We start from the raw sequence: 24,978 nt of genomic DNA, 5'->3' as shown, positions 1-24,978 counted from the left end.
GCTACCGGGCCTTCGGGGCCGCGGCGTCGGCGGGCGCCCGGTCGGCCGAACCCGTGGCGGCCGCGGTGGTGGCGTCGGTGGTGGCGGCGGTGGCGGGGGCCTGGACGTGGGCGACCGGGCGGTCGTTGTCCGCCGCGCCGACGTGGAAGGCGAGGTAGCGCAGCCGCTCGGTGCCCACCGAGGCGATCCGGTGGGTGGAACCGCGCGGGATGCGGACGCAGTTGTCCGGGACGAGGTCGAACTGCTCACCGTTGAGGTGGAGTCGGGCCTCGCCCGCGATGATGAAGTAGATCTCGTCGGTCTCCGGGTGGTGGTGCAGCTGACCGCCCTTGCCGGGCTCGGCGCTGGCCATCGCGACCCGCACCACCCGGTTCTCGGGCTGCTCCGCCGCGGCGAACAGCAGCGAGCGCACCACGTCCCCGCCGTAGACGGCCTCGGTGATCGCGGCCACGTCGATCATCGGTTCCACAGGCTGATTCCTTTCCCTGGTGAATTGTTCGGGACCACCGGTCGGAGCGGCGGATCAGAGCAGCTCGCAGGCCTTCATGATCGACTCCAGTTCGGGAATCCGCTCGGCCGGCAGCGGGGTCAGCGGAATGCGCGGGTCGCCGACCTCGAAATGGGCGATCGAGAACGCCTTCTTGAGGGCGATCGGATTCGTCGCGAAATAGACGGCGCGGTAGAATTCGGCGAACTTCAGGTAGAGGTCGCGGGCGGTCAGGAAATCTCCGGCGAGCGCCGCCTCGACGATCGACCGGCTCTGCCGGGGCATGACGTTCGCGGCCACCGAGATGTGGCCGTGGCCGCCGAGCAGCAGGGTGGGCAGCGCGGTGAAGTCGTTGCCGGACAGGACGGCGAAGTCGGCGTCCCGGACGAGGTGCAGCACCCGGCGCAGCCGGACGAGGTCCTGGTTGCCCTCCTTGATGCCGGCGATGTTGGGGTGCCGGGCCAGCTCGCTGACCGATTCGGGGGCGATGTCGACGGTGGTCCGGCCGGGCAGGTTGTGCATCAGCAGCGGCACGGAGAGGGCGTCGGCGACGATCCGGTAGTAGGCGACCAGGCCGCGCTCGGTGGGCGGGTCGAGGTAGGGGGTGAAGGCCAGCACCGCGTCGGCGCCGATCCGTTCGGCCTCCTTGGACAGCTCCAGCGTGCGGGCCAGGTTCTCGGTGCCCATGTCGGGGACGACCAGGGCCCGGCCGGCGGCCTGTTCGACCACGATCTCGGTGATCCGGACCTTCTCGCGGTCGGTGAGCGCGGCGGCCTCGCCGGTCACGCCGTTCGGGGCGAGCCGGGTGACGCCGTTGTCGATCTGGAAGTCGACCAGCCTGCGCAGGGTCGGCTCGTCCAGCTCTCCGTCGGCCTTGAAGGGGGTCAGCAGGGTGGTGAACGCGCCGGTGAAACGGCGCGTGCTCTCGCTCAGCATGCGGCTGCTCCAGGGGTGAGGGGGTGAGGAGGTGACGGGCGGAGAGGGGCGGGGTTCAGCGGGCGCCGGCGGCGACCCGGCGGGCGGCGCCGGCGGGGGCCGTCCGCTGCCAGAGCTCGGCGGCCATCGCGGCCGCGGCGCGGCCGGGCTCGTCGGCGAGTCCGCGTTCCAGCAGCAGGAGTTCGAGGGCGGTGAGGACCGGCAGCAGGTCCAGCGGGGCGACGGCGCCGATGTGGCCGACCCGCAGGATGCGGCCCTTGAGCCCGCCCTGACCGGCCGCGATCCGCAGGCCGAACCGTTCCGGCAGCTGCTCGACCAGTCGCTCGGCCCGCCGGTCCTCGGGCAGCAGGGCCACCGAGAGCGCGGCCGCCTGCGGGGCCCGGGGGAAGGGTTCGAGGCCGAGCGCGGTGAGCCCGGCCCGGCAGACCGCGGCGCACCGGGCGTGCCGCTCCCAGACGTTCTCCAGGCCCTCGGCCTCGATCAGGTCGAGGCCGGCGGCGACCGCGAGCAGCGCCGCGACCGGCGGGGTGTTGGGCACCGTGCGGTCGAGCGCGCTCTCCCGCAGGTGCCGGAAGTTCCAGTACGAGTAGCCCAGGGTGGGCCGCACCCGGTGCCAGGCCTGCTTGCCGACCGAGACGAACGCCGCGCCGGGCGGGCTCATCAGGCCCTTGTGCGAGGCCGTCACCGCGAAGTCGACCCCCCAGGCGTCCTGGAGGAACGGCTCCACGCCGATCGTGGTCATCGAGTCCACCACGACCGTCGCCCCGGCCCGGCGGCCGAGTTCGGCGAGCCCGGCCACGTCGTGGGCGACACCGGTGGAGGTCTCGCAGTGGGTGAGGAAGAGGTGCCGCGGCCGGTGGGCGGCCAGTTCGCGGCGGACGGCCTCCGGGTCGAAGGTCGTGCCGTCGGGCACCTCGTGCAGCCGGACCTCGGCCTGGTGGGTCCGGCACAGCTCGGCCCAGCGGCGCCCGTACTTGCCGGCCGCCAGGACCAGCACCCGGTCGCCGGGGGTGACGGTGTTGACCACCACCGCCTCCAGCGCGCCGCTGCCCGAGGAGGGCAGCATCAGTACCTCGCCGGAGGTGCGGAAGAGGCCCCGCAGGCCCTCGTGGATGCGCCCGTAGAGTTCGCGGAACTCCGGCGAGCGGTGGTGCAGGACGGTGGAGACGGAGGCCAGGCGGACGCCGATCGGGATTCGCGCCGGCCCAGGGGTGAACATGTCGATTTCGCGCACGGCTGCTCCCGGTCGATTTCTTCCGGATGGTGCGGATCAGTGCGGACGAGCTCGGTTCGGCCCAGCCCGGTTCGATGGCTGGGGAAATACTCGCGCCGCCGTTTTCAGAATGTCTGCAGAACGGCCCCGGGCGCAAGGCCCTCCGGATATTCGGGGATTACCCGGAATCACGGGGTGCGGGCGTTTTCGGGCAGACCGGATCCCTGCGGCGGCGGCGGGTGGGAGGGTCGTGTTCCGGCCGTTCGGCCGGGTCGGTCGGCACTCCGGGGAGGCGTCGCACGGGGGGACCGGAGTCCCTTTCGCATCTTGCGTCGCCGGGTGCGGCGGGCGCCAGACCCCCTCGGTCGCGTCTCATATGGCGGACATCCAGGCATGATTGACATGGCGTCAGCACCTGACCCACGATGGAGCCGCCGGTGGGGCCCGGCACCAGGTCATCCGGCCAGGTCGAACCAGCGCAGGGCCGCCGTGGTGGCGGCCGCGGAGAGGACGACGACCAGGAAGGGGGCGCGCAGACGCAGGGCGACCCCGGCCGTCAGGAGTCCCGCGACCCGGGCGTCCAGGCCGACCCGGTGGCCGCTGACGAAGGTCTGCACCGCGATCAGCGCCGCCAGCAGGGCGATCGGCATCGCCTGCGAGACCCTGGCCACCGCCGGGTTCTCCAGGACACGGGCCGGCACGAGCAGGCCGGTGACTTTCAGGACCAGGCAGGCCCCGGCGGCGACGGCGATCCAGATCCAGCTCATCGGTGTTCTCCTCGGCCTTCGGGCACGGGGTCGGGCTTGCGGGCGGGGTCGTAGCCGGAGCCGGGGTCGTGGTCGGGGTCCGGGCCGGGGTTCGGGTCCGGTGAGGGTTGTGCTTCGGGTTCGGGTGCGGACGGAGGAGCAGTGCGGATGAGCAGGGCGCCGAGCGAGGTCAGGCCGGCCACCACGACGGGCAGACCGGAGCCCGCGACCAGCGAGGCGCCGACCGCGACCGCACCGGCCGTCAGGAACAGCGTGCGGTCCGCCCCGGTCCGCAGCCGCGGTGCGACCAGGGCCAGGAAGGCGGCCGAGGAGGCCGCGTCCAGGCCCAGCGTCTTCGGGTCGTCCAGCAGCGAGCCGGCCAGCGCGCCGATCAGGGTGGCGAGGTTCCAGCAGGCGAACACCGCGCCCCCGGTGGCCCAGTAGGCGAGCCGGGCCCGGCCGCGCTCGGGCTGGCCGGCCGCCATCGCCGCGCTCTCGTCGCTCAACAGGTGTGCCATCGGCAGCAGTTCGCTGCGGCTGGGGCGCAACTGCCGGGCCAGGCCAACCCCGTAGAACAGGTTCCGGACGCCCAGCAGCGCGGCGGTCGCGCTCGCCGAGGCGCCGGTGCCGCCCGAGGCGAGCACCCCGACCAGCGCCAGCTGGGAGGAGCCGCCGTACAGCAGCAGTGAGAGTGCCTGGGCCTGCCAGACCGTCAGGCCCGCCGCCACGGCGAGCGCTCCGTACGAGAGTCCGTACGCCCCGACCGCCAGCGCGATTCCGGCGGCGGCCCGCAGGATCGCCGGTCTGTCCCGGGCCGGACCGGTGTCGTTGTGCTGTTCGGTCTCCGTCGCCATGGCCGTACCCCGTTTCCGCGCTCGGCCGCTCCGGCTCAGATGTTGAGACGGAGGTTTACATGTCAAGTCGAGTGCATAAGATGCTACACAGATGTCAACTCAAGGAGTCAAGATGACAACTTCAGTGACCTACGGCGAGCTCCAGTACGGCTGGGAGAAGGCCTACCAGGAGCAGAGCGAAGGCCCCCTCTGGCAGGAGGATCCGATCCCGGTCATCCCGGCCGCGGTCGCCGCCCTCAAGGCACGCGAGGTCAAGACGGTCGTCGACCTCGGCTGCGGGGACGGTCGCAACCTCGCAGCCCTCGCCGACGCCGGCTTCACCGCCCTCGGCGTCGACATCGCCCCGACCGGCCTCGCCCACGCCCGGCGCGTCATCAAGCAGCGCTCCTTCCTGCTGCGCGCCGACGCCACCGGGCTCCCGCTGATCGACGGCTCCGTCGACGCCGTCACCTGCTTCGACGTCTTCGGCCAGGTCCAGGACCCGACCGACCTCGTCACCGAGGCCCGGCGCATCGTCACCCCCGGCGGACTCTTCGTCACCAACGCGTTCACCACCCAGGACGGCACCTACGGCGAGGGTGAGGAGATAGCCCGGCACACCTTCGCCTACAAGGACACCCTCTTCCGCTACTACGAGGAGGAGGACATCCGCGGCCTGTTCGAGAAGTGGGAGATCATCGACCTCGACCGGATCTCCTGGGACGACCCGCCGCACGGCGACTTCCGCCCGTACCCGCACACGCACGACAACTGGGTCGTCTACGCCACCCCGCGCGACTGACCGGCCCCCCGCGGACCTGCTGATGAAACGCGGAACCCGCTGATGGAACGCGGAACCTGCTGATGGAACGCGATGGGAGCACACCCGCCATGTTCTTCCGGCAACACCTCGAACGCTTCGAGACCCTGCTGGGCCTCACACCGATCCGGACGGTCACCATCGACGTCCTCGGCCGGCCCCGCAGGATCCACCTCAAGCTGGAGGGGCAGAACCTGACCGGCTCGGTCAAGGGGCGCACCGCGTACGGCCTGGTGCGCGGCCTCGCCGAGGACGGGCTGCTGCGCCCGGGGGTGGAGCTGCTGGAATCCACCTCCGGCAACCTCGGGGTGGCGCTCGCGAGCATGGCCCGGTACCTGGGCGTGGGGTTCTCGGCCGTGGTCGATCCGATGATCACGGCCGAGTGCCGCCAACGGCTCGCCGAGCTGGGCGCGACCGTCATCACGGTCGACCGGCCCGACCCGGCGGGCGGCTACCTGCTCTCCCGCCTCGCCACGGTCCGCGAACTGGTCGCCACCGACGACCGGTACGTGTGGGCCAACCAGTACGAGAACCCGCGCAACCCGGAGATCCACCGCACCATGACCGGCCCCGAGATCCTCGGCCAACTGCCCGAGCCGCCCGACGCGCTGTTCGCGGCGATCTCCACCGGCGGCACCTTCGCCGGGCTCGCGCAGTACTTCCGGGAGCACAGTCCGCGCACCCGCCTGGTGGCCGTGGACATCAACGGCTCGGTCGCGGTCGGTGGACCGCCCGGCACCCGGCACCTGTCCGGGATCGGCGCCAGCCGCCGGTCCTCGTTCCTGGAGCCGGACATGATCGACCAGGTCGCCTACGCGAGCATCGCCGAGGCCGCCTACTACTGCCGGCTCGTCCTGCAGGAGTCCGGCATCCACCTCGGCGGCTCGTCCGGAGCGGTGCTCGCCGCCTGCGTGCGTTACCTGGCGGCCCACCCGGACACGGTCGAGCCGCTGTGCGTCTGCGCGGACGGCGGGGAGAAGTACCAGAGCACCATCTACAACGACGAGTGGCTCGAATCCATCGGCGAACCGGCTGACCTGCCGGGCGTCCACCGGACACGAACGGCCGCCACCGTGCGGTAGACATGGTCTGCGGCCTCCCCGTGGAGGACACCGGACCAGCCGATGAGGAAGCACGAATGCACGAACTGCCCGATATCCAACGAGCGCTGGAGAGCTACGTCCACGGCGGACCGCGCCCGGACCCGGACGGACCGCGCCGCCTGACCGGCGCGCAGCTGCTCCAGTCCGGCGAACACGCCGTGGCGCGCACCCTGCTGCTGGCCGCCCTCTGCGCCCGGCTCGACGGCGGCACGTCGGACGCCGCCGGGCTGGTCGCGGTCGCCCGCAGCTACGAGGAGGGGTCGTTCCTGTACACCGGGCGGATCATCCCGAGGTTCACCGAGATGATCGCCCTGCTGGACCGCGCGGTGGACGAGCGCTGCCCCCGTACGCTCGTCGAGCTGGCGGACCACCTCAGCCAGGGGTGGCCCGCCTACCCCTCCTCGGTCTTCCCGGCCGCACTCGCCCGACTGGCGGCCGAGCTCGGTTTCACGGACGGCGCCGAGCCGTTCGCCACCACCTCCTTCACCCGCTGGAGACGGGGACTGGAGACGGCGGCGGACGGCCGGGCCGACCTCGCCGCGCCCCTGTTCGACGACTCGCTCGCCCGCTACCGCGCGTACCTCTACCACGCCGACGCGGCCTGGCTCTTCACCGACCTGGTCATCGTCCATCTGATGCAGGGTCAGGAGGGCGACGCAGCTGGGGTGTTCCAGGAACAGGGCCGGTACGTGGAGGAGGTGCTCGCCGACTACCCCGTCACCGGGGACGGCCCGCCGGTGTTCCAGCTCGGCGACGTCCAGAGCGGCGACTACAGCACCTTCGTCGAATCCGTCACCCTGCAGCCCACCGCCCTCACCGAGGCCGACCGGGCGATACTGCGCCGGTACGCCCGGGTCAGCGAACTGCTGCTCTCCGCCGCCCGCTACCGCTCCCAGCGGGACTTCGAGGCCGCCCTCGACCTCTTCTCCTTCGGCTGGACCAGCTTCCCCGACTCCCCGTACCCGCACATCTTCCAGCACCTCGCCGACCGGCTGGCCGGCGCGCCCGGCCGCTGGGGCGCCCAACTCACCGGCTACGCCCGCTGGCACCGGATGCTGCGCTCCGGCCGGGTGCGGCCCACCTCGCCCACCCTGATCGACACCGCCGTCGACCTGCACGACCGGCTCGCCCGGGCCGGCCTCACCAAGCAGGCCGACATCGTGCTGCTCGACGCGGCCATCATCCACGCCGAACTCCACGGCACCACCGCCACGGTGGAGTGGATCAGCCGCTACACCCGGGAGCTGCGACCGGAGATCCCCGAACTGCTGCGCACCGCCGTCACCTACCTCCAGCTCAACGGCGAGACCCCCGACACCAGCTCCGAGGGAGCCCAGCGACTGCTCGCCCACTACGCGGGCCTGCGGGAGCTGCACACCGTGCCGGCCCTGGTGGCCGAGCGGGCCGTCCGCCGCAGGGAGAACGCCGTTCAGGTGGAAGTCGCCCTCTACGGACGGCTGTTGTCCATCGAGGGGATCACCGTGTACGAGCAGACCCCGGAGCCGCTGGTCGATATCCTGCAGGTGCTCGGCGAGGAGTTCGCCGGGTCCGTCGCCGAGGGGCGGGAGGTGCCGTTGCTGTCCGCCGCAGAACTGTCCAGCCGCACCGGGCGGACCACCGCCGCGCTCGCCCAGAGCGTGCGTCGCTTCCGCGGCGCCGCACAGGAACGCTTCGGCGCGGCCACCGAGTTCACCCTCGATCCGGACACCGTCATCCAGGGGCGGCCCGGCTACCGCATCAACCCGGTGAGCGTGGAGAGCTTCCACCGCTTCCCGGCCGACCGCTGACCCCCTCCCGTCCCGACCGATTTATCGTCAACCCCCTGAGAAAGGTGCCACCATGACCGAGCTGCCGAGCGGTGTGGTCGAGCCCGACGCCGTCGCCACCGACCACAAGTTCGTCGTCGCCCTCAAGGCCAAGCTGCCGCCGGGCGTCGCCACCAACGCCGCCTCCCACCTGTGCCTCGGCCTGGTCGCCAAGGCCGCCGCCGAACGGCCCGAACTGGTCGCCGACATGTCCTTCCTGACCTTCACCGACGGGGACGGCGGACAGCACACGCCGATCTCCGGGCTCTCGCTGGTCGTCCTGGAGGGCCGGCCCGCCTGGCTGCGCCGACTGCGCGAGGAGGCGCACGCCGCCGGGCTGCTCTGCACCGACTTCACCGGCGAGATGACCGGCGGGGACTACGCCGAGCAGCTGGACCGGATGAAGTCCACCGCGGAGGAGGCCCTCGACTACTACGGCATCGCGCTGTTCGGCCCGCGCGAGCAGGTCGACCCGCTGACCAAGAAGTTCTCGCTGCTGCGCTGAGGACGTTCCTGCCACGGCCGGCGGCTGTTCACCGGTGCCGGCCCGTCGGCCTGCCGCCCGGCAGCCTGGTGCTGACCCGCTGCTCTCCCGCTGTTTTCCTGTTGCTTTCCTGCTGAGTTGAAGGAGCCCAACGTGACCGCCACGCCCGACCGCACGGCCTCCCCTTACCAGCTGACCGTGATACCCCAGGCCGTCGTGGCGGCCGCGCTCGACCGGCTGCTCCCGCAGTCCAAGGCCGTGGTCGAGCACGTCTACATCGAGGCCGCGGAGGGGCGGCTGGTCAACCCCGACAGCCTCTTCCTGCGGCCCGACCCCGACCCCGCCCACCGTGAGCGGATCATCGCCCTGCCCGCCTACGTGCCCGGCGAGAGCTCGGCCATGGGCATCAAGTGGATCTCCAGCTTCCCCGGGAACCTCGACCTCGGGCTGCCCCGGGCGTCGGCGCTGATCGTCCTGAACGACCTGCTCACCGGCTTTCCGACCGCCGTCATCGAGGGCGCCCTGATCAGTGCCCACCGGACGGCCCTCTCGGCTGCGGTCGGCGCCCAGGCGCTCTACGGCGGCGAGCGGCGGGTCGGCCGGCTCGCCGTGATCGGGACGGGCTTCATCGCCGAGACCACGGTCCGCACCATGGCCGCCGACGGCTGGGAGTTCGCCTCGGTCGCCGTCCACGACCTCGACCCGGCCAGGGCCGAGGGCTTCGCGGAGCGGATCGCCGGGCACACCGCCCGGGCCCTGACGGCCGACTCCACCCGCGAGGCGGTCGCCGACGCGGACCTGGTGCTGCTCGCCACCACGGCGGTGCTGCCGCACCTGGCGGACGCGTCCTGGTTCAAGCCGGGCGCGGTGGTGCTCCACATGTCGCTGCGCGACCTCACCGCCGACGCGATGGCCGGGGCCGTGCACGTGGTGGACGAGGTCGGGCACGCGCTGCGCGAGCGGACCTCGCTGGCGCTGGCAGTGGCCGGCGGCCTGGTGGGCAAGGAGGAGGTCCGCAACGTCGGCGACTACCTCCAGGGCCGGGTGAAGCCCGACCGGGAGCGGCTGGCGGTGTACTCGCCGTTCGGGCTCGGCTCGCTGGACATCGCGGTCGCGCGGCTGGTGCTGGACCAGTCGGTGGGGGCGGAGGGGGTCGTGGTGGTCCCCGGGTTCTCGGGCTGAGGCCGGTTGCGCGAGTTGGGGCGGGGCGGGTCCGGAGCGCGGGGCCACTGCCGGTGGCCACGGCCAGGGCCCGCCCCGACGGGCCGCCACGGAACCGGCGGCGCCGTGACGGGCGCGGCCGGGAGGCGGTGCCGTGCCGCCGGGCCGGGTCACCCCTTCGGCGCCATCCGGGTGACCGCTGCCGCGGCGAGCAGGGTGGTTGCGGCGAGCGCCGGCCACAGCACACCCGGCCCGGCGGCCAGCAGCACGGTGAGGGCGGCGGGCGCCAGTGCGCGGCCGACACCCGTCGACAGCTCCCAGCGGGCGATCGCCCGCCCGAGCAGGTGCGGGGGAGCGGTGGCGGCGACCAGGGCCGTGCCCGAACCGGCGTAGAGGATCTCGCCGAGGGTGTAGAGCACCGAGACCGCGGCCACCATGGCCGCTCCCGACGTGCCGCCGACCGCGCCCGCCGCCCAGAAGCCGAGGTAGGAGAGCGCGAGGACACCGCCGGCGGCGGCCAGCACGGTGCGCCGCGAGCGGTCGGCGAGCCGGAGGACGACGGCGAGCTGAAGGGCGATCACCAGCACGGTGTTGCCCACGAACACGCCCGACGACCAGGCCGGTGAGGCGTGCAGCCGGAGGACCAGGAGGGCGGGCAGGGCCACCTCCAGGACGTCGAAGCAGAAGGCGTAGGGGAGGGCGGCCACGCTCAGCAGCGTGATCCGGCGCAGGGGGGCGCCGGCGGCCGGGGCGGTAGTGGCGGCGCGGCCGGGGCCGGCGTCGGGCCTGGCGTCGGAGGAGGCCGGTCCGGGCCGGGCGGCCGTCGTCAGGGGTGCCGCGGTCCCGGACAGCGCGGTGAGGGGAGCCGTGACCCGGAGCGAGTGGACCAGCGCCGCCGCGAGCAGGCAGGCCGCGGCCGTCACCCCGGCGAGGGCCCGGAGCACGTCCTCGCCGCCGGCCACCGCGAAGGTGGCGAGCAGCGCACCCACACCCAGGCCCGCGTTGCGCAGCGTCCGGCCGGCGGCCAGCGCGGCGTCGCGCAGGCGGCCCGCGGTGAGGGTGCTGACCATGGCGGCGTGCGTGGTCGGCCAGCACTGGCCGCCGATGCCGAGCAGGACGGCGGCCGCGGTGAACCCGGCGGGGCCGTCGGCGGCCGGGAGGATCAGGGCGCCGGCCGCCCGCACCAGCAGGGTCGCCGCCGCGGGCAGGCTGCGCGCGCCCCGGTCGATCCAACGGCCGGTCAGGGGCACGGCCACCAGGCCGACGAGCATCCCGGCGGTCATCGCCAGGCCGGTCGTGCCCGGGTCCAGGTGCAGTACGGAGATGCCGTAGAGCAGCAGGAACGGGCGGAGCAGGCCGGTGCCGAGGGCGTCCACCAGCAGGGCGGTGGCGTAGCGGCGGCCGCCGGCGGCGGTGAGCAGTGCGAGCAGGCGGGCGGGGTGGTAGGCGGCCCGGCCGGCCCGGCGGGCGGGGTCGGCGGGGTCGGCGGGGGCGCATGGGCCGGCGGGGTCGGCGGGGTGGTCGTGGACGGGCTTCTGCTGGATCTGGCTCATGGCCGGTACCGTCCGCCCGCGGGCCGCCGCCGGGCACGTCGATTGACGAGTCCCGTCAACCCGGGTCCGGCTCCCGGCGGGCGACTGGCAGGATCGGCGCCGTGAGCCTGACCATCGACATCACCGCCCTGCCCGAGGAGCGTGTCCTCTTCACGCCCTCCCCACTGGCCGAGCTCAGCTCGATGCTGCACGTGCTGGCCGAGCCCGCGCACCACCCCGGCCTGTCCGGCTGGGCGGCGAGCACGGCCGCCTCGATCGCGCCCGAGCTGTCCGAGCGGCTGCTGGAGGCCGAGTTCCTCTGGCGCTCCTCGCGCGCCGACTTCCTCGTCCCCGGCCTGCCCGGGGCGGGCCTGACCGAGGAACTGGACGCCGTCGACCGGATCGACGACGAGCAGTACGTCCGGGCCGCGCTCGTCACGACCTGCGGTTCCTCCCGGCTCTCGCACCGGAGGGCCTCGCCGCTCACCGACCCGGTGGCGCAGGAGCGCGCCCGTGAGCTGGCCCTGGCCCGCGGCCCCCGGCAGGCGGCCTTCGCCGACCGGCTGCTCGCCGACCCGCCGGCCGTCCGGGCGCTGGTCCGGCGGATGCTGGAGGACTGCCGCGAGGCGTTCTTCGCGGACGCCTGGCGGCGGGTGCTGCCCGAGCTCGCGGCCGACGCCCGGCAGAAGAGCGACCTGCGGGTCCGGCACGGTCTGGGCGAGGCGCTGGCGGCGGTCTCGCCGTCGGTCACCCTGGAGGACAGCCCCCACGGACGGCGGTGGATCGTCGTGGACAAGCTGCAGGACAACGCCGCCGATGCGGCGGCCACCGGGGGAGTGACCTTCATCCCGACCGCGTTCGGCCGGCCGCACCTGCTGGTGGTGTCCAGCGCGGGGTGGCGGCCGACCGTGCAGTACCCGGTCGCGCAGGTCGGCGTGCCCGAGCCGGTGTCACTGGCCCTGGTGCAGCAGCGGCTGGAGGCGCTGGCCCACCCCGTCCGGCTGCGGCTCGCCCGGACGATGGCGCGCGGACCGCACACCACCGGCGAGCTGGCGGCCGCCTGGGAACTGAGCGCGCCCGAGGTGTCGCGGCACCTGGCGGTGCTGCGCCGGGCCGGGCTGCTGACCACCCATCGGCGGGGGAGGTACATGCTGTACCAGCTCGACCTGGCGGGCAGCGCCCGGCTCGGCTCGGACCTGCTGGAGGCGGTGCTGCGCTGAGCGGGCGCCCCTGGGGCCACCGCGGTCGACGGGGCCGAGGGGGCGTGTGGACAGTGCGGGGGGCGTGCGGCGGCCGGGGCGCGACGGCTGTGCGGGTCGAGGGCTCGTCTGAGGGAACAGCAGGTGGACGGGTGGTGTTCGACCGGGCATGACCAATGACGAGGTATCCGTGACCCCTTCCCCCGACATCCTGCGCTACGCCGCGTTCGCCACCGACCCCGGAGGTGGGAACCCGGCCGGCGTGGTGCTGGACGCCTCCGGACTGTCCGCCGAGCGGATGCTCGCCATCGCCGCCGAGCTCGGCTACTCGGAGACGGCCTTCCTGATACCGGAGGCTGCCGAGGGCGCCTACACGGTCCGGTACTTCAGCCCGCTGACGGAGGTGCCGTTCTGCGGCCACGCCACCGTGGCCTCCGCCGTCGCGCTCGCCGAGCGCTTCGGCCCCGGCCGGTTCCGCTTCGCCACCCTCGCGGGCGAGGTGCCGATCGAGGTGGACAAGGGCGCGGACGGCGTGCTGCGGGCCACCCTCACCAGTGTCGAGCCGCACGTCGAGGAGGTGGGCGAGGCGGACATCGCGGAGGTGCTGTCCCTGCTCGACTGGTCGCCGCAGGAGCTGGACGCCTCGCTGCCGCCGCGGATCGCCTATGCGGGCGCCCGCCACCTGGTCCTGGCCGCGGCCACCCGCGACCGGTTGGCCCGGCTCGACTACGACTTCGACGGCCTCGCCGCCTACATGACGGCGCGCGACCTGGTCACGCTCCAGCTGGTCTGGCGCGAGAGCGAGCACGTGTTCCATGTCCGGAACCCGTTCCCGGTCGGCGGAGTGGTGGAGGACCCGGCGACGGGGGCGGCGGCGGCCGCCTTCGGCGCGTACCTGCGTGAGCGGGGCGCCGTGGCCGCGCCGGCGGTGCTCACCCTGCACCAGGGGGACGACCTGGGCCGGCCCGGTCTGCTGCGGGTCGAGCTGCGGGAGGAGGACACCCGGGTGCGGGTGTCGGGTGCGGGGGTGGCCATTCCGTAGCCGACGAGGGCTTCGCCAGCCGGTGCAGGCCGGTGCAGGCCGGTGCAGGCCGGTGCGGGCCGGTGCTGGCCGACGTGCGGCGGGCGCCGCCGGGGTGGGGTGCCCCGACGGCGCCCGGCCTGCCCAGGCCGCTGTCCGTCGGAAAACCACTCGCGCAGGCGGGGCCGGATGGGCGACCCTGCCCGCATGCAACGAGCGAGCGAACGGACGGTCAGCGTCCACCTCACCCACGGCGATGACTACCTGGGGCCGCTCGGCCCCTTCGAGGTGGCCGGGGGCTGGTGGTCGTCCGCCGCGCCGGTGGTGGAACGGGTCTCGGCACTGGTCGGGGTCCCGGTGGTGGTGGTCCGGCTGGCCGAGGTGGCGGAGGGCGGCGGCGGCCACGGCGGGCACGTGGTCTACCACGCCGAGGCGTTGGAGCGGCCCGCCGCGCTGGAGCCGCGCCCGCCGCAGGCCGAGACCGCCGCCCTGCTCGGCCCCGCCGAGCGGCGGGCCGGCTGGGCCACGCCGTCCGGACTGCGCGAGGCGCTCGACTGGGCGGAGCAGGCACTGCGGCAGGCGGGCCGCCCGGCGGCCGGCCGGGCCGAGCAGGTCCGCACGTGGAACCTGTCCGGGCTGTTCCGCTTCACCACCCCGAGCGGCGACGCCTGGCTGAAGGCGATCAACCCCGCGTTCAACGCCCGCGAGTCCGAGGTCATCGCCCTGCTCGGCGCGGTCGACCCCACCCTCGTCCCGCCGGTCATCGCCGCCGACCCGGGCATCGGCCGACTGCTGCTCGACCACGTGCCCGGCGAGGACTGCTGGGGCCCGTCCGCCGAGACCGTCGCGGACGTGCTGCCCCGACTGGTCGCCGCCCAGGCGGCGCTCGCCGCCGACGGCCGGGCCGCGGCCGCCGGGCTTCCCGACCGGACCCCGGCCGCCCTGGTCGGCCGGGTGCGCGCCCTGCTCGACCGGCCGGAGACCGCCGCCGAGCTGACCGCCGAGGAGCTCGCCGCCGCCAGGGCCCTCGCCGACCGCCTGCCCGCGCTGGTCGAGGAGCTCGCCGCCTGCGGCCTGCCCGAGACCTTGGTGCACGGCGACTTCCACCCCGGCAACTGGCGCTCCGACGGCCGCAACGCGGTGGTCGTCGACTACGCCGACTCCTGCTTCGGCCACCCGGCCCTGGACGGGCTGCGCCCGCGCCAGTACGTCTCGGAGGAGCGCTGGTCGCAGGTCGCCGAGGTGTGGGTGGAGGCCTGGCGCACGCACGCGCCCGGCTCGGACCCGCAGCGCGCCCTGGAGCTGGTGGAGCCGCTCTACCACCTGTCCTACGCCGTGCGGTACCAGGAGTTCCTGGACCACGTCGAGACCAGCGAGCGCCCGTACCACGAGGGTGACCCGGCCGCCGAGATCCGCGCGGCACTGGCCCGGTGAACCCCCGGCCCGCGACCCGGCGGACCGCAGTCGGGGCCCGGCGGGGCCCGGCGGGGCCCGGGGGGCACAACTCCCGTCCAGGCCCCGGCGTTCGGGTGACCGAGCGTGTACGTCCCTGCTCAACTCGGCTGTCCCCTAGGTGATCTGACGATCAGTAAGACCGGTGGATGAGCCGGCGGGCCCCGACCGCACCCCCCAGGGAGGATGACTCTTCCTTTACCTTCTTCCTAGGGTCTGGTCCATGTTGAGCCGATCACTCAAAGCCCTCTGCGGGACGGTGGTGCTGGCCCTCACGGCCACCCTCGCCTCGGCTGCCCAGGCCCAGGCCGACCCGCCGCCTCCCGCGCCGACCTGGCGGGAATGCCCGCCCGATCCCTACGGAAGCCCCGTCGACCCGCGGCTGCGCTGCACGACGCTGCGCGTGCCGCTGGACTACCGGGCGCCGTCCGGCCGGACCATCGAGGTCGCCGTCTCCCGGCTGGCCACCGCCAAGCCCGCGGTGCGCCGCGGCATCCTGCTGCACAACGGCGGCGGCCCCGGCGGCTTCAGCCTCAACCTCCCGAGCTCCTGGGTTCACATGTACCCCCAGGACGTCCTGGACCGCTACGACCTGGTCAGCTTCGACCCGCGCGGCGTCGGCTACAGCACGCCCGTCACCTGCGGCCGCACCGCGGCCGGCCTCCCCAACGACCTCGTCCTGCCCTTCCCGGCCGCGGACGGGTCGATCGGCGCGAACGTCACCTTCGCCCGCGACCTGGCCCGGGACTGCCGGTCCCACGGCGGCGACGTGCTGCGCCACGTCACGACGGCCAACACCGCGCGGGACATGGACCGGATCCGGGCCGCGCTCGGTGAACGCAAGCTGTCCTACAACGCCGCCTCCTACGGCAGCTACCTGGGCGCCGTGTACACCGAGCTCTTCCCGGACCGCAGCGACCGGATCATCCTCGACTCCAACGTGGACCCGAACGCCGTCTGGCACGATCAGTTCGCGCTCTGGGACGAGGCGACCGAGCTGCGGTTCGGGGACTTCGCGAACTGGGCGGCCGGGCGGGAGCCCGAGCTGCACCTCGGCGCCACCCCCGCGGAGGTCCGGACGAACTTCCTCGCCCTGGCCGCCCGCCTCGACCGCACCCCCGTGACCCACCCGCAGGGGGGCCCGATCAACGGCAACCTGTTCCGCGCGGCCTACCACGGGTTGTCGTACCACACGCTCTACTTCCCCGAGATCGCCGCCTGGTGGCGCTACCTCGACCAGCGCGGCCCGGCCCCCGCGTGGCAGCCCAACCCGGTGGCACCCGGGATACCCGAGGACAACGGGACGGCCTCGCTGTTCGCGGTGACCTGCGGCGACGCCCGCGCGCCGCGCGACATCGGCCACTACCAGCGGGAGGTGACGGCGGACCGGGCCCGGTACCCGGTCCTGGCCGGGATGGGCACCGGCATCTGGCCCTGCGCCTTCTGGCCGGACCCGGTCGAACCGCCGGTGCGGGTCACCGACCGCGGGCCGCGCAACGTCCTGCTCCTGCAGACCGCCCGGGACCCGGCCACCCCGCTCGCGGGCGCCCTCGGCCTGCGCAGGTCGCTCGGCAAGCGGGCCCAGCTGGTCACCGTCGACACCGGCAACCACGGTGCCTACGACCCGTACACCCCGTCCTGTGCCGTCACCGCCGCCAACCGCTTCCTGGTCACCGGGGTGCTGCCCGCCCGCGACCTGACCTGCGAGCCCGACCCCGTCGATCCCCCGGCGGCCGTGCCGCAGCCGCAGCCGCAGCCGCCGGTGTTGGTGCCGGTGCCCGGCCGGGCACCGGCCGGCCCGGCCCTGCTCCGCCCGGCGCCGTTGTCCTGAGCGGCGGACCCCGCGCCGGACGACGGATCCTAGGGTCCGTCGTCCGGCGCGGTGAGGGTGGCCAGGAGGAGGGTGCGGGCCTGCTCCCGGAGGTGTTCGACGGGGAGCCCCTCGCAGACCAGCTCCAGGCCGAGGGCGGTCGCCCGGCTGACCGCGTAGTACGACTGGTAGGCGAGGTACGGGCGGTGGTCGTCGAGCGGGTCCAGGCCGACGGCGAGGGTGGCGAAGTGGGTCCGGCCGTTCTCCGTCCGGGCGAGCTGCCACTCCTGCTCGAAGGGTTCCGGTTCGCGCGGGAGTTCCAGCAGCGCCCGGGCGAACGCGCCGACCTGTTCGGTGTCCTCGAAGGGCAGGGTCTCGGACCGGCCGGGTGCCCCGGCCAGGAACTGCCAGCCGGAGCCGGACCCGCCCGGTGCCCGGCCGACGCCGAAGACCCACTCGCCGTCGGCGTCATCACGCCAGCGGCAGTGCAGCACCAGGTCCATCGCGTGCCCCCTCTCGGTTCGGCGGTCCATGGCCGGGCCCTTCCGCGTGGTGCGGAAGGGCCCGACCCGTCGTCAGGACGACGGCGCGGCCGGCCGGCCGTCACGGGCTCGGCCGTCGTGGGCGGAGTGGACGGCGAGCGCCTCGACCGGACAGAACTCGACGGCCTCGGACAGCTCGTCCGTCGGCTCCTCCCCGGCGTCGCCGCGGAGCGGGTGGGCGAGGCCGTCGGCGCCGAGCTCCAGGGAGCGGGGCGCGGTGAGCACACACATCCCGGAGCCGACGCAGCGGTCCCGGTCCACCCGGACCACCACCAGCGATCCGGACGCCGGGGCCCCCGCGGGCACCGCGTGCTCCGCCGTCACCAGGCGACCTGGAGGGTGTTCGGGCTGCGGGTGAGCAGGCCGCGCCGCCAGTCGATCCCCTCGGGCGGCTCGGTGAGCCGCAGCGAGGGCAGGCGGCGGGCCAGCCGGTGGAGGGCGAGTTCGAGCTCCATCCGGGCCAGCCAGGCGCCCAGGCAGTGGTGCGGCCCCGCCCCGAAGGTGTACATCGGCGCGGCGAGCGGCGAGAACAGTTCGGTGACCAGGTCGCCGGTGAACATCTCCGGGTCGTGGTTGGCGGCACCGGTGTCGGCGGCGACCACGCTGCCCGCCGGGATGACCACGCCGCCGATCTCCACGTCCTCGACGGTGCGCCGCAGCAGACCGGGGAGGACGTCGGAGTCCCCGAGGGGGACGGCGCGCAGCAGCTGCTCGGTGGCCGCGGCCGCGCTCTGCTCGTCCGCCGCGAGCCGGTGCCAGGCCTCGCGGCCGTCGCCGAGCAGGTAGACCAGGGCGTTGCCGAGGGTGGTCATGGTGGTCTCGTGGCCGGCCACCACCAGACCGATGACCAGCGAGACCAGCTGGTGCTCGGTGATGTCGCCGCTCTCCTCGGCGGCCGCGAGCAGGCTGCTGACGAGGTCCTCGCCGGGGGCGGCGCGGCGCTCGGCGATCACCTCGGCACCGAAGGCGGCGAACTCGCCCATCGCCGTGCGGATCGCCTCGGCGGAGTAGGCGGTGGCGGAGAGCGCGTGGTCGCTCCAGTGCGCGAGCCGCTTGCCGTCGAGCCCGTCCAGGCCCATCAGCCGGCTGATCACGGCGACCGGCAGCGGGCGGGTGTAGGCGGAGACGATGTCCACGGGGGAGCCGTGGTCGATCAGCTCGTCCAGCAGGCCCTCGACCACCGAGGCCACCCACGGGCGCCAGCGGGCGATCGCGCGCGGGGTGAACGCCCGCTGCACGGTGCGGCGCAGCCGCTGGTGGTCGGAGCCGTCGAGGTTCAGCAGGCTCTGCGGGTCGTCCATGATGTTGGGGGTGAGCGCGAGCGGCGGCGCGCCCGGGGCGTACAGCGGGGCGCGGCCCAGGCGCGGGTCGGTGAGCACCTGCCGGACGTCGCTGTGCCGGCTGACCAGCCAGACCGGGGTGCCGGTGGGCAGCGCGGCCAGACGCGGCGGGCCGGGTTCGAGGTGGCGCAGGCAGTGCAGCGGGATCAGGGGCGCGTCGGTGGTGCCAGGGCCGGCACCGGTGGCACTGTTCTCGGCGGACATCCGTACTCCAGACTCCAGGCGGTGGGCCGCTCGGGGCGGCCCGGCGGGGGGTGGATCCGGGGAGGTGCGCGGGCGTGGATGCTCGGGGACGGGTCGGGGCCCGATATACGACCGTACGTGGGCGACGGGCGTGCAGTCAGCGGCACTTTGAGCCATCGGCAGGTCGGCTGAGGCACGATGACAGGCGCTCAGTGCCGGGCGCGCGCCCCCCGGTCGGCGGGCACCGGGGGCCGGTGAGGCGGATCACCCGGGCCGTTCGCCGGGCACGGGGCACCCCGGGCGCTAGGCTGCCCGGGTAAGCCGTGGAGCAGGTCGAGCAGGTCACGCCGGTGCTTCAGCAGCACCGGCCGACGGAGGTGGAATTCCGATGTCCCAGCAGGTCAAGGCAGTCATCGCGCGCGCCAAGGGCGCGCCCGTGGAGGTGACGACGATCGTCGTGCCCGACCCGGGGCCCGGCGAGGCGGTGGTGCGGATCCAGGCCTGCGGCGTCTGCCACACCGACCTGCACTATCGCGAGGGCGGCATCAACGACGAGTTCCCGTTCCTGCTGGGCCATGAGGCCTCGGGCATCGTGGAGTCGGTCGGCGCGGGTGTCACCGAGGTCGAGCCGGGGGACTTCGTGGTCCTCAACTGGCGTGCGGTGTGCGGCCAGTGTCGGGCCTGTCGGCGCGGCCGGGCGCAGTACTGCTTCAACACCCACAACGCCAAGCAGAAGATGACGCTGCTGGACGGTACCGAGCTGTCGCCGGCCCTGGGCATCGGCGCGTTCGCCGAGAAGACCCTGGTCGCCGCCGGGCAGTGCACCAAGGTCGACCCGGCCGCCGCGCCGGCCGTGGCCGGACTGCTGGGTTGCGGCGTGATGGCGGGCATCGGCGCCGCGATCAACACCGGCAACGTCGGCCGGGGCGACTCGGTCGCGGTGATCGGCTGCGGCGGGGTCGGCGGCGCGGCCGTGATGGGCTCGCGGCTGGCCGGCGCGGGGACGATCATCGCGGTGGACATCGACGACCGCAAGCTGGAGACCGCCCGTACCCTGGGCGCCACCCACACCGTCAACTCCCGTACCACCGACCCGGTCGAGGCGATCCGGGAGCTGACCGGCGGCCACGGCGCGGACGTGGTGGTCGAGGCGGTCGGCCGCCCGGAGACGTACAAGCAGGCGTTCTACGCGCGCGACCTGGCCGGTACGGTCGTGCTGGTCGGCGTGCCGACCCCGGAGATGACGCTGGAGCTGCCGCTGCTGGACGTGTTCGGCCGCGGCGGTGCGCTGAAGTCCTCCTGGTACGGCGACTGCCTGCCCTCGCGGGACTTCCCGATGCTGATCGACCTCTACCTCCAGGGCCGCCTGGACCTCGGCGCGTTCGTCACCGAGACCATCGAACTCGACGCGGTGGAGCAGGCGTTCGAGCGCATGCACCAGGGCGACGTGCTCCGTTCGGTGGTCGTCCTGTGAGCACCGCACGGATCGACCGGCTCGTCACCGCGGGCACCTTCGAACTCGACGGCGGCAGCTGGGAGGTGGAGAACAACGTCTGGATCGTCGGCGACGACGCCGAGGCCGTGGTGATCGACGCGGCGCACGACGCCGACGCCATCGAGGCCGCGCTCGGCGGGCGCCGACTGCTGGCGATCGTCTCCACCCACGCGCACAACGACCACATCGACGCCGCCCCCGCGCTCGCCGCGCGCACCGGTGCGCCGATCCTGCTGCACCCGGACGACCTGCCGCTGTGGAAGCTCACCCACCCCGAGCGCCTGCCGGACGGCGAACTCGCCGACGGGCAGCGGATCGAGGTGGCCGGCACCGCGCTGACCGTGCTGCACACGCCCGGCCACGCGCCGGGCGCGGTCTGCCTGTACGCGCCGGAGCTCGGCACGGTCTTCACCGGCGACACCCTCTTCCACGGGGGCCCGGGCGCCACCGGCCGGTCGTTCTCGCACTTCCCGACCATCATCGACTCGATCCGCGACCGCCTGCTCTCGCTCCCCCCGGAGACGGTGGTCCGTACCGGTCACGGCGACCCGACCACCATCGCCGCCGAGGCCCCGGCCCTGCCGGACTGGATCGCCCGCGGGCACTGACGCCGCCCGTCCCGCCCGGCCCGGTGCCAACGGCACCGGGCCGGGCGTCGTACGATCGCGGGCATGGCCCATGATCCGCTCGCACTCGACGACGCCTTCCTCGCCTTCTGGCGGGAGCGGCACATCTCCACGCTGACCACCCGGCGGCCGGACGGCTCGCCGCACGTGGTGCCGGTGGGGGTGACGTACCAGGCGGAGGCCGGGATCGCGCGGGTGATCAGCAGCCGGACCAGCCGGAAGGTGCGCAACGTGCTGGCGGCCGGGTCCGAGGGGATGCGGGTGGCAGTCTGCCAGGTGGAGGGCGCGCGCTGGTCGACGCTGGAGGGCGTGGCCGTCGTCCGGGACGCGCCCGGGGCGGTGGCCGATGCGGTGCGGCGGTACACCGAGCGCTACCGGGAGCCGCGGGTGAACCCGGACCGGGTGGTCATCGAGATCACCGTGGACCGGGTGCTCGGCCGGGCATAGCGGCACGGCCGGGTGTAGCGGCATTGTCGGGTGTAGCGGCGCGGTCGGGCGTGGCCGAGGTGTTGAGGGGTGTTGAGGTGTTTATCGGACGTTGATCGCCGGGGCCTAGCGTCGGGGCCATGAACAACGGAACGACCGGGGTGCAGGGCGTGCGGGCACTGCCCGAGGGGCGGATGACGGAGCAGGACGCGGACCGGTTCCGGCTGCTGCTGACCCGCCTGGAGAGTTCGCTGGCGGCGGATCGACGGGTGGCGGGTCAGCGTGCGGCGGAGCGGCGGGCGGTGGCCCCGGCCGGGGCGCAGGGCCGTGATGACTGAGGGGGCGGGCGGCAGACCGGTGCGGGTGCTGCCGTTGTGGCAGCGCGGCCCGGCCGCCGCGCCGTACGGCGCGCACCGGCCCGGGGTGCGGGGGCACACCGGGCCGGTGGTGGAGGGCGGCGAGGGTCAGTTGACCGCGACGGCCGACCAGGCCGCGGCGACCGCGGCGTACTCGGTGCCGCCGGCGCCGTAGAGGTCGGTGGCGGCCTTCAGGGTGGCCGTCCGGGCACCGGCGTAGGTGGTGCCGGAGGTCATGTAGACGGTGAGCGCCCGATACCAGATCTTGCCGAGCTTGTCCCGGCCGATCCCGTCGACGGTCGAGCCGTTGCAGGTCGGGCTGTTGTAGGAGACGCCGTCGACCACCCTGGCGCCGCTGCCCTCGGCGAGCAGGAACGCGAAGTGGTTCGCCACGCCCGAGGAGTAGTGCACGTCGAGGTTGCCGACGCCGGAGCTCCAGCAGTCCGCCGACTTGGTGTCCTTGGAGGGCTGGTCCATGAACCGCAGCGCGGCCTTGCCGAAGCCGGGCTTCACGATCTCCTCGCCGATCAGGTAGTCGCCCGGGTCGGCGGGGTTGGCCGCGTAGAACTCGACCAGGGTGCCGAAGATGTCGGAGGTGGCCTCGTTCAGACCGCCGGACTCGCCGGAGTAGGTGAGCTTGGCGGTGCGCGAGGTGACACCGTGGGACATCTCGTGCCCGGCGACGTCCAGCGAGACCAGCGGGCCGAAGGTCGTCCCGTCGCCGTCGCCGTACGTCATGCAGAAGCAGGTGTCCTGCCAGAAGGCGTTGTTGTAGTTGCTGCCGTAGTGGACGCGGTTGTACGAGCCCTTGCCGTCCCCGGCGATGCCGGTGCGGTTGTGGATGTTCCGGTAGTAGTCCCAGGTGGTGTTGGTGCCGTACTGGGCGTCGACGGCGGCGGTGGCGCGGTCGGCGGTGGTGCCGGTGCCCCAGTGGTTGTCGGTGTCGGTGAAGACCACGGCGGGTGCCCGGCTGAGGCAGATGCTGCCGAGGCAGAGGTCGGTCTTGTTCTGGGCGTCACCGGTGTAGGTGGTGCCCCGGGTGGGGTCCTTGAGCTGGTAGCCGCCGCCGGCCGGCGTGGTCTCCAGCGCGACGGTGCCGCTGTAGAGCGAGGCGCCGTCTCCGGTGGCGGTCTCGATGGCGTCCCAGGCGTCGATCACGGCGCCGGTCGCCGCGTCGGAGAGCACGGTGCGGGCGACCGGATTGCCGAGGTAGTCCGTCCCTGAGGCGGTGGTCCGCCAGGCCAGTCGGGGCCCGCCGTGCAGCGCGTCCACCACCAGCTCGGCGTTCGCCTCGGCCTGTCGGACGGATCCGCCGAGGGCGTGGACGGCCTGCGCGCGGGCCGCGGCGGCCGGGACGGCGGGCCGGGTGGTGGGCACGGCGACGTCCCCGGGGGCGGCGCGGTCGGCGCCCGCGAAGGAGCCGCCGGGGGCGAGGTGGACGACCAGGTCGCCGCCCAGGACGGGCAGGCCGGCGAAGGTCCGGTCGTAGCGGACGTGCCGTGAGCCGTCGGCGTCGGTGACGACGTCCCGGACGGTCCGGCCCTGACCGGGGGTGATGCCCAGTCGGGCGGCGTTGGCGGCCAGCGCGGCGTCGGCCTGGGCGGCCGCGGACGGCGGGCCGGCGGGCGCGGCGAGGGCCGTGCCCGGCAGGGCGACGGCGGTGAAGGTGGAGGCCGCGACGGTGACGGCGATGGCGGCGGCGGTGGTGCGGAGGCTGAGCGGCATCGTGCTCCTCGGTTCTCGGCGAGGCCGCGGCGACGGCGCACGAGGGGTGCACCGTCGAGGGGGCGCGGCGGCGGGACGCGGTGAACGACGGCAGCGGCGAGGGCGGTCGGGGCGCACGTGGCGCGGCGAGGGGGTGGGCGGCGCGGAGGATCGTGCCGCGGATGGCGCTGCGAGTGGCGCTGTGCGGAGAGCTGCCGGGACAGCTGTTTTACATGCTCAGGTCACCCCGCGTCCAGAGCGCGTACGGAAACCGTTCGGCGCGGCTCGTGCGGAGACCGCACGCACGAGCCGCGCCGAACGCCGCCCGGTGGCCGGCTACTTGACGAACCGCACCTCGGGGAAGGCCGCGAGGGGTCGTCCAGCGGCGGGGCGCGGAGGCCGCGCAGGTGCCGGTCGAAGGCGGGACCGGGCGCCGGGGGTCAGCAGTCGCACCCGCAGCCGTCGCACCCGTCGCAGCCGTCACAGCATTCGCAGCAGTCACCACAGCCGTTGCAGCAGTCACAGCAGTTGCCGCAGTCGCCGCAGTTGCTGTCGTGCCGCTCGCAGAAGCCCTCCCGGGGCTCCCGGGAGAACGGGTCGTTGTGGTCGCAGCAGAGCAGCTGGCAGGTGCAGGCCATCAGCGCCCAGGCCGCGCAGCCGGCCAGCAGGTTGCGGTGCGGCGGCCTCGGTGCGCCGGGCGGGGTGAAGCCGGGCCCCTGTGGCACCCAGGGCGGGACCGGGGCTCCTGGGTCGGCCGGCGGTCGGCCGGGGTCGTGCGTCGGCGGGGACTGCGGATCCGCGCCGGTCGCCCGGTGGTCGGCGCAGGTCGCCGCGTGCCCCGGTCGGCCGAAGACCCGCTCGACGGCGCGCTCGGTCTCGTGCGCGAGCAGGGCGTGCACCAGCGCGCGGTCGGTGAGCTCCACCTCGCGCAGGGCGAGGCGGATGCCGTGGACGGCGTCCCGGCAGAGCCGCTCGGCCTCGGTGCGGTCGGTGCCGGTGGCGGTCAGCGGGTTCCAGGCGCCGGTCGCGGCGTCCTCGGCCTGGTCCTCGGCGGCGTCCAGCAGATGGGCGAGTCGGCCGAACAGCCGTCCCGCCTCGGCCAGCGGGGCCGCGTTGCCGGGCCGCCCGGCCAGCACGGCGGTGTGCGCGAACGCCGCCGAGGTGGCGCTCTCGGTGGGCTCGGTGACCAGCAGGACGGAGCCGCCCGGCCGCAGCCCGCGCTCCAGCCCGCCCTGCCGGGACGCCGCGTCGAGCAGGACGGCCGTGTCGAAGCCGACCGCCGAGGCGCTCCCCGCGCTCTTCCGGTCCCAGCGCCTGGTCACCGCGCGGGCCCCGGCCGCGACCGGGCGGCGGGCGAACACGCCGTCCCGGTCCTCGACGTGGTCGCGGATCTTCACCGAGGCGAGCGCCAGCGAGACGGCGGCCGCGAGCCGGGCCCCCTCGCCCTTGGCGACCGAGGCGGTCCGCATCCCGCGCAGCGGGCAGGGCCCGGCGGTGCGGCGCCAGGAGGCGTCGTCGCGGGCGCTCTGCGCCTCGACCAGGACGGAGATGATCAGGCCGTCGTAGTTGGTGGCGGTGCGGGCGAGTTGGCCGTGGTCGTCGCGCAGCGCGAGGCAGAGCCCGCACAGGTGCGCCATCCACGAGGTCTGCAACCGTTCGGAGAGCCGGTGCCTACAGGGCCTGATGATGCCGAACATGATCCCC

The 24,978-nt window shown here is 74.3% G+C and carries 24 protein-coding genes; 13 read left to right on the top strand and 11 right to left on the bottom strand.

The window, feature by feature from the left end:
• Position 1: 1 nt before the first annotated feature.
• The 5 genes from ACFVVX_RS27340 to ACFVVX_RS27320 form a co-directional block, all read right to left on the bottom strand.
• The gene (locus ACFVVX_RS27340) at positions 2–460 is read right to left on the bottom strand and encodes a cupin domain-containing protein (protein ID WP_387949379.1); all 459 of its coding nucleotides are present in this window, start codon (positions 458–460) and stop codon (positions 2–4) included.
• Positions 461–523: 63 nt separating this feature from the next.
• Entirely contained in the window at positions 524–1,423 is a 900-nt protein-coding gene (gene dapA, locus ACFVVX_RS27335) for a 4-hydroxy-tetrahydrodipicolinate synthase (protein ID WP_387949279.1), read from the bottom strand.
• Between the two features lie 55 nt (positions 1,424–1,478).
• The gene (locus ACFVVX_RS27330; RefSeq protein WP_387949278.1) at positions 1,479–2,657 is read right to left on the bottom strand and encodes a pyridoxal-phosphate-dependent aminotransferase family protein; all 1,179 of its coding nucleotides are present in this window, start codon (positions 2,655–2,657) and stop codon (positions 1,479–1,481) included.
• Positions 2,658–3,091: 434 nt separating this feature from the next.
• Entirely contained in the window at positions 3,092–3,403 is a 312-nt protein-coding gene (locus ACFVVX_RS27325) for an AzlD domain-containing protein (RefSeq protein ID WP_387949277.1), read from the bottom strand.
• Positions 3,400–4,236, bottom strand: a complete 837-nt coding sequence (locus ACFVVX_RS27320) for an AzlC family ABC transporter permease (RefSeq protein WP_387949276.1) — start codon at positions 4,234–4,236, stop codon at positions 3,400–3,402. The genes ACFVVX_RS27325 and ACFVVX_RS27320 overlap by 4 nt, the downstream gene beginning before the upstream one ends.
• A gap of 112 nt (positions 4,237–4,348) precedes the next feature.
• On the opposite strand from ACFVVX_RS27320, the gene ACFVVX_RS27315 reads away from it, so the two are divergent.
• From ACFVVX_RS27315 to ACFVVX_RS27295, 5 genes are all read left to right on the top strand, one after another.
• Entirely contained in the window at positions 4,349–5,017 is a 669-nt protein-coding gene (locus tag ACFVVX_RS27315) for a class I SAM-dependent methyltransferase (RefSeq protein ID WP_387949275.1), read from the top strand.
• 62 nt (positions 5,018–5,079) lie between these two features.
• On the top strand, positions 5,080–6,117 hold the full coding sequence (locus tag ACFVVX_RS27310) for a pyridoxal-phosphate dependent enzyme (protein WP_387949274.1): 1,038 nt from the start codon (positions 5,080–5,082) through the stop codon (positions 6,115–6,117).
• Between the two features lie 56 nt (positions 6,118–6,173).
• Positions 6,174–7,925, top strand: coding sequence for a hypothetical protein (locus ACFVVX_RS27305; protein ID WP_387949273.1), 1,752 nt, complete (start codon positions 6,174–6,176; stop codon positions 7,923–7,925).
• A 52-nt stretch (positions 7,926–7,977) separates the two neighbouring features.
• Positions 7,978–8,448 (top strand): DUF2000 domain-containing protein, encoded by a 471-nt coding sequence (locus ACFVVX_RS27300; protein WP_387949272.1) that lies wholly within the window; start codon positions 7,978–7,980, stop codon positions 8,446–8,448.
• Positions 8,449–8,580: 132 nt separating this feature from the next.
• Positions 8,581–9,609, top strand: a complete 1,029-nt coding sequence (locus ACFVVX_RS27295) for an NAD(P)-binding domain-containing protein (RefSeq protein WP_387949271.1) — start codon at positions 8,581–8,583, stop codon at positions 9,607–9,609.
• A 149-nt stretch (positions 9,610–9,758) separates the two neighbouring features.
• Here the strand turns inward: ACFVVX_RS27295 and ACFVVX_RS27290 are convergent, their stop codons facing one another.
• The gene (locus ACFVVX_RS27290; protein WP_387949270.1) at positions 9,759–11,141 is read right to left on the bottom strand and encodes an MFS transporter; all 1,383 of its coding nucleotides are present in this window, start codon (positions 11,139–11,141) and stop codon (positions 9,759–9,761) included.
• Between the two features lie 101 nt (positions 11,142–11,242).
• Between ACFVVX_RS27290 and ACFVVX_RS27285 the strand changes: the two genes are divergently transcribed.
• From ACFVVX_RS27285 to ACFVVX_RS27270, 4 genes are all read left to right on the top strand, one after another.
• A complete protein-coding gene (locus ACFVVX_RS27285; protein ID WP_387949269.1) occupies positions 11,243–12,340 on the top strand; it encodes a DUF5937 family protein in 1,098 nt (365 codons plus the stop codon).
• A gap of 148 nt (positions 12,341–12,488) precedes the next feature.
• Entirely contained in the window at positions 12,489–13,361 is an 873-nt protein-coding gene (locus ACFVVX_RS27280; RefSeq protein WP_387949268.1) for a PhzF family phenazine biosynthesis protein, read from the top strand.
• A 186-nt stretch (positions 13,362–13,547) separates the two neighbouring features.
• Positions 13,548–14,774, top strand: a complete 1,227-nt coding sequence (locus ACFVVX_RS27275; protein ID WP_387949267.1) for a phosphotransferase — start codon at positions 13,548–13,550, stop codon at positions 14,772–14,774.
• 241 nt (positions 14,775–15,015) lie between these two features.
• Entirely contained in the window at positions 15,016–16,623 is a 1,608-nt protein-coding gene (locus ACFVVX_RS27270; RefSeq protein ID WP_387949266.1) for an alpha/beta hydrolase, read from the top strand.
• Positions 16,624–16,652: 29 nt separating this feature from the next.
• Here ACFVVX_RS27270 and ACFVVX_RS27265 read toward each other — a convergent pair whose 3' ends face one another.
• The 3 genes from ACFVVX_RS27265 to ACFVVX_RS27255 are packed head-to-tail and all read right to left on the bottom strand — an operon-like array spanning position 16,653 to position 18,688.
• On the bottom strand, positions 16,653–17,135 hold the full coding sequence (locus tag ACFVVX_RS27265; protein ID WP_387949265.1) for a hypothetical protein: 483 nt from the start codon (positions 17,133–17,135) through the stop codon (positions 16,653–16,655).
• 42 nt (positions 17,136–17,177) lie between these two features.
• Positions 17,178–17,468 (bottom strand): ferredoxin, encoded by a 291-nt coding sequence (locus tag ACFVVX_RS27260; RefSeq protein WP_387949264.1) that lies wholly within the window; start codon positions 17,466–17,468, stop codon positions 17,178–17,180.
• Positions 17,465–18,688 carry a cytochrome P450 gene (locus ACFVVX_RS27255; RefSeq protein WP_387949263.1) on the bottom strand — a complete coding sequence of 408 codons (1,224 nt, stop codon included), beginning with the start codon at positions 18,686–18,688 and terminating at the stop codon, positions 17,465–17,467. The genes ACFVVX_RS27260 and ACFVVX_RS27255 overlap by 4 nt, the downstream gene beginning before the upstream one ends.
• A gap of 367 nt (positions 18,689–19,055) precedes the next feature.
• Here ACFVVX_RS27255 and ACFVVX_RS27250 point away from each other — a divergent pair, with 367 nt between their 5' ends.
• From ACFVVX_RS27250 to ACFVVX_RS27235, 4 genes are all read left to right on the top strand, one after another.
• Positions 19,056–20,141 carry an S-(hydroxymethyl)mycothiol dehydrogenase gene (locus ACFVVX_RS27250; protein WP_387949262.1) on the top strand — a complete coding sequence of 362 codons (1,086 nt, stop codon included), beginning with the start codon at positions 19,056–19,058 and terminating at the stop codon, positions 20,139–20,141.
• Positions 20,138–20,770, top strand: coding sequence for an MBL fold metallo-hydrolase (locus tag ACFVVX_RS27245; protein ID WP_387949261.1), 633 nt, complete (start codon positions 20,138–20,140; stop codon positions 20,768–20,770). Before ACFVVX_RS27250 ends, ACFVVX_RS27245 begins: the two co-directional genes overlap by 4 nt.
• A gap of 63 nt (positions 20,771–20,833) precedes the next feature.
• Entirely contained in the window at positions 20,834–21,235 is a 402-nt protein-coding gene (locus tag ACFVVX_RS27240; protein WP_387949260.1) for a TIGR03618 family F420-dependent PPOX class oxidoreductase, read from the top strand.
• Between the two features lie 119 nt (positions 21,236–21,354).
• Positions 21,355–21,552 (top strand): hypothetical protein, encoded by a 198-nt coding sequence (locus ACFVVX_RS27235; protein ID WP_387949259.1) that lies wholly within the window; start codon positions 21,355–21,357, stop codon positions 21,550–21,552.
• A 126-nt stretch (positions 21,553–21,678) separates the two neighbouring features.
• Here the strand turns inward: ACFVVX_RS27235 and ACFVVX_RS27230 are convergent, their stop codons facing one another.
• Positions 21,679–23,295 (bottom strand): M4 family metallopeptidase, encoded by a 1,617-nt coding sequence (locus ACFVVX_RS27230; protein WP_387949258.1) that lies wholly within the window; start codon positions 23,293–23,295, stop codon positions 21,679–21,681.
• A 419-nt stretch (positions 23,296–23,714) separates the two neighbouring features.
• A complete protein-coding gene (locus tag ACFVVX_RS27225) occupies positions 23,715–24,971 on the bottom strand; it encodes a DUF5685 family protein (protein WP_387949257.1) in 1,257 nt (418 codons plus the stop codon).
• Positions 24,972–24,978 lie beyond the last annotated feature (7 nt).

Source organism: Kitasatospora sp. NPDC058170, from assembly GCF_042883905.1.
Lineage (GTDB): Bacteria > Actinomycetota > Actinomycetes > Streptomycetales > Streptomycetaceae > Kitasatospora.
This window is presented reverse-complemented; position numbering and strand designations above follow the sequence as displayed.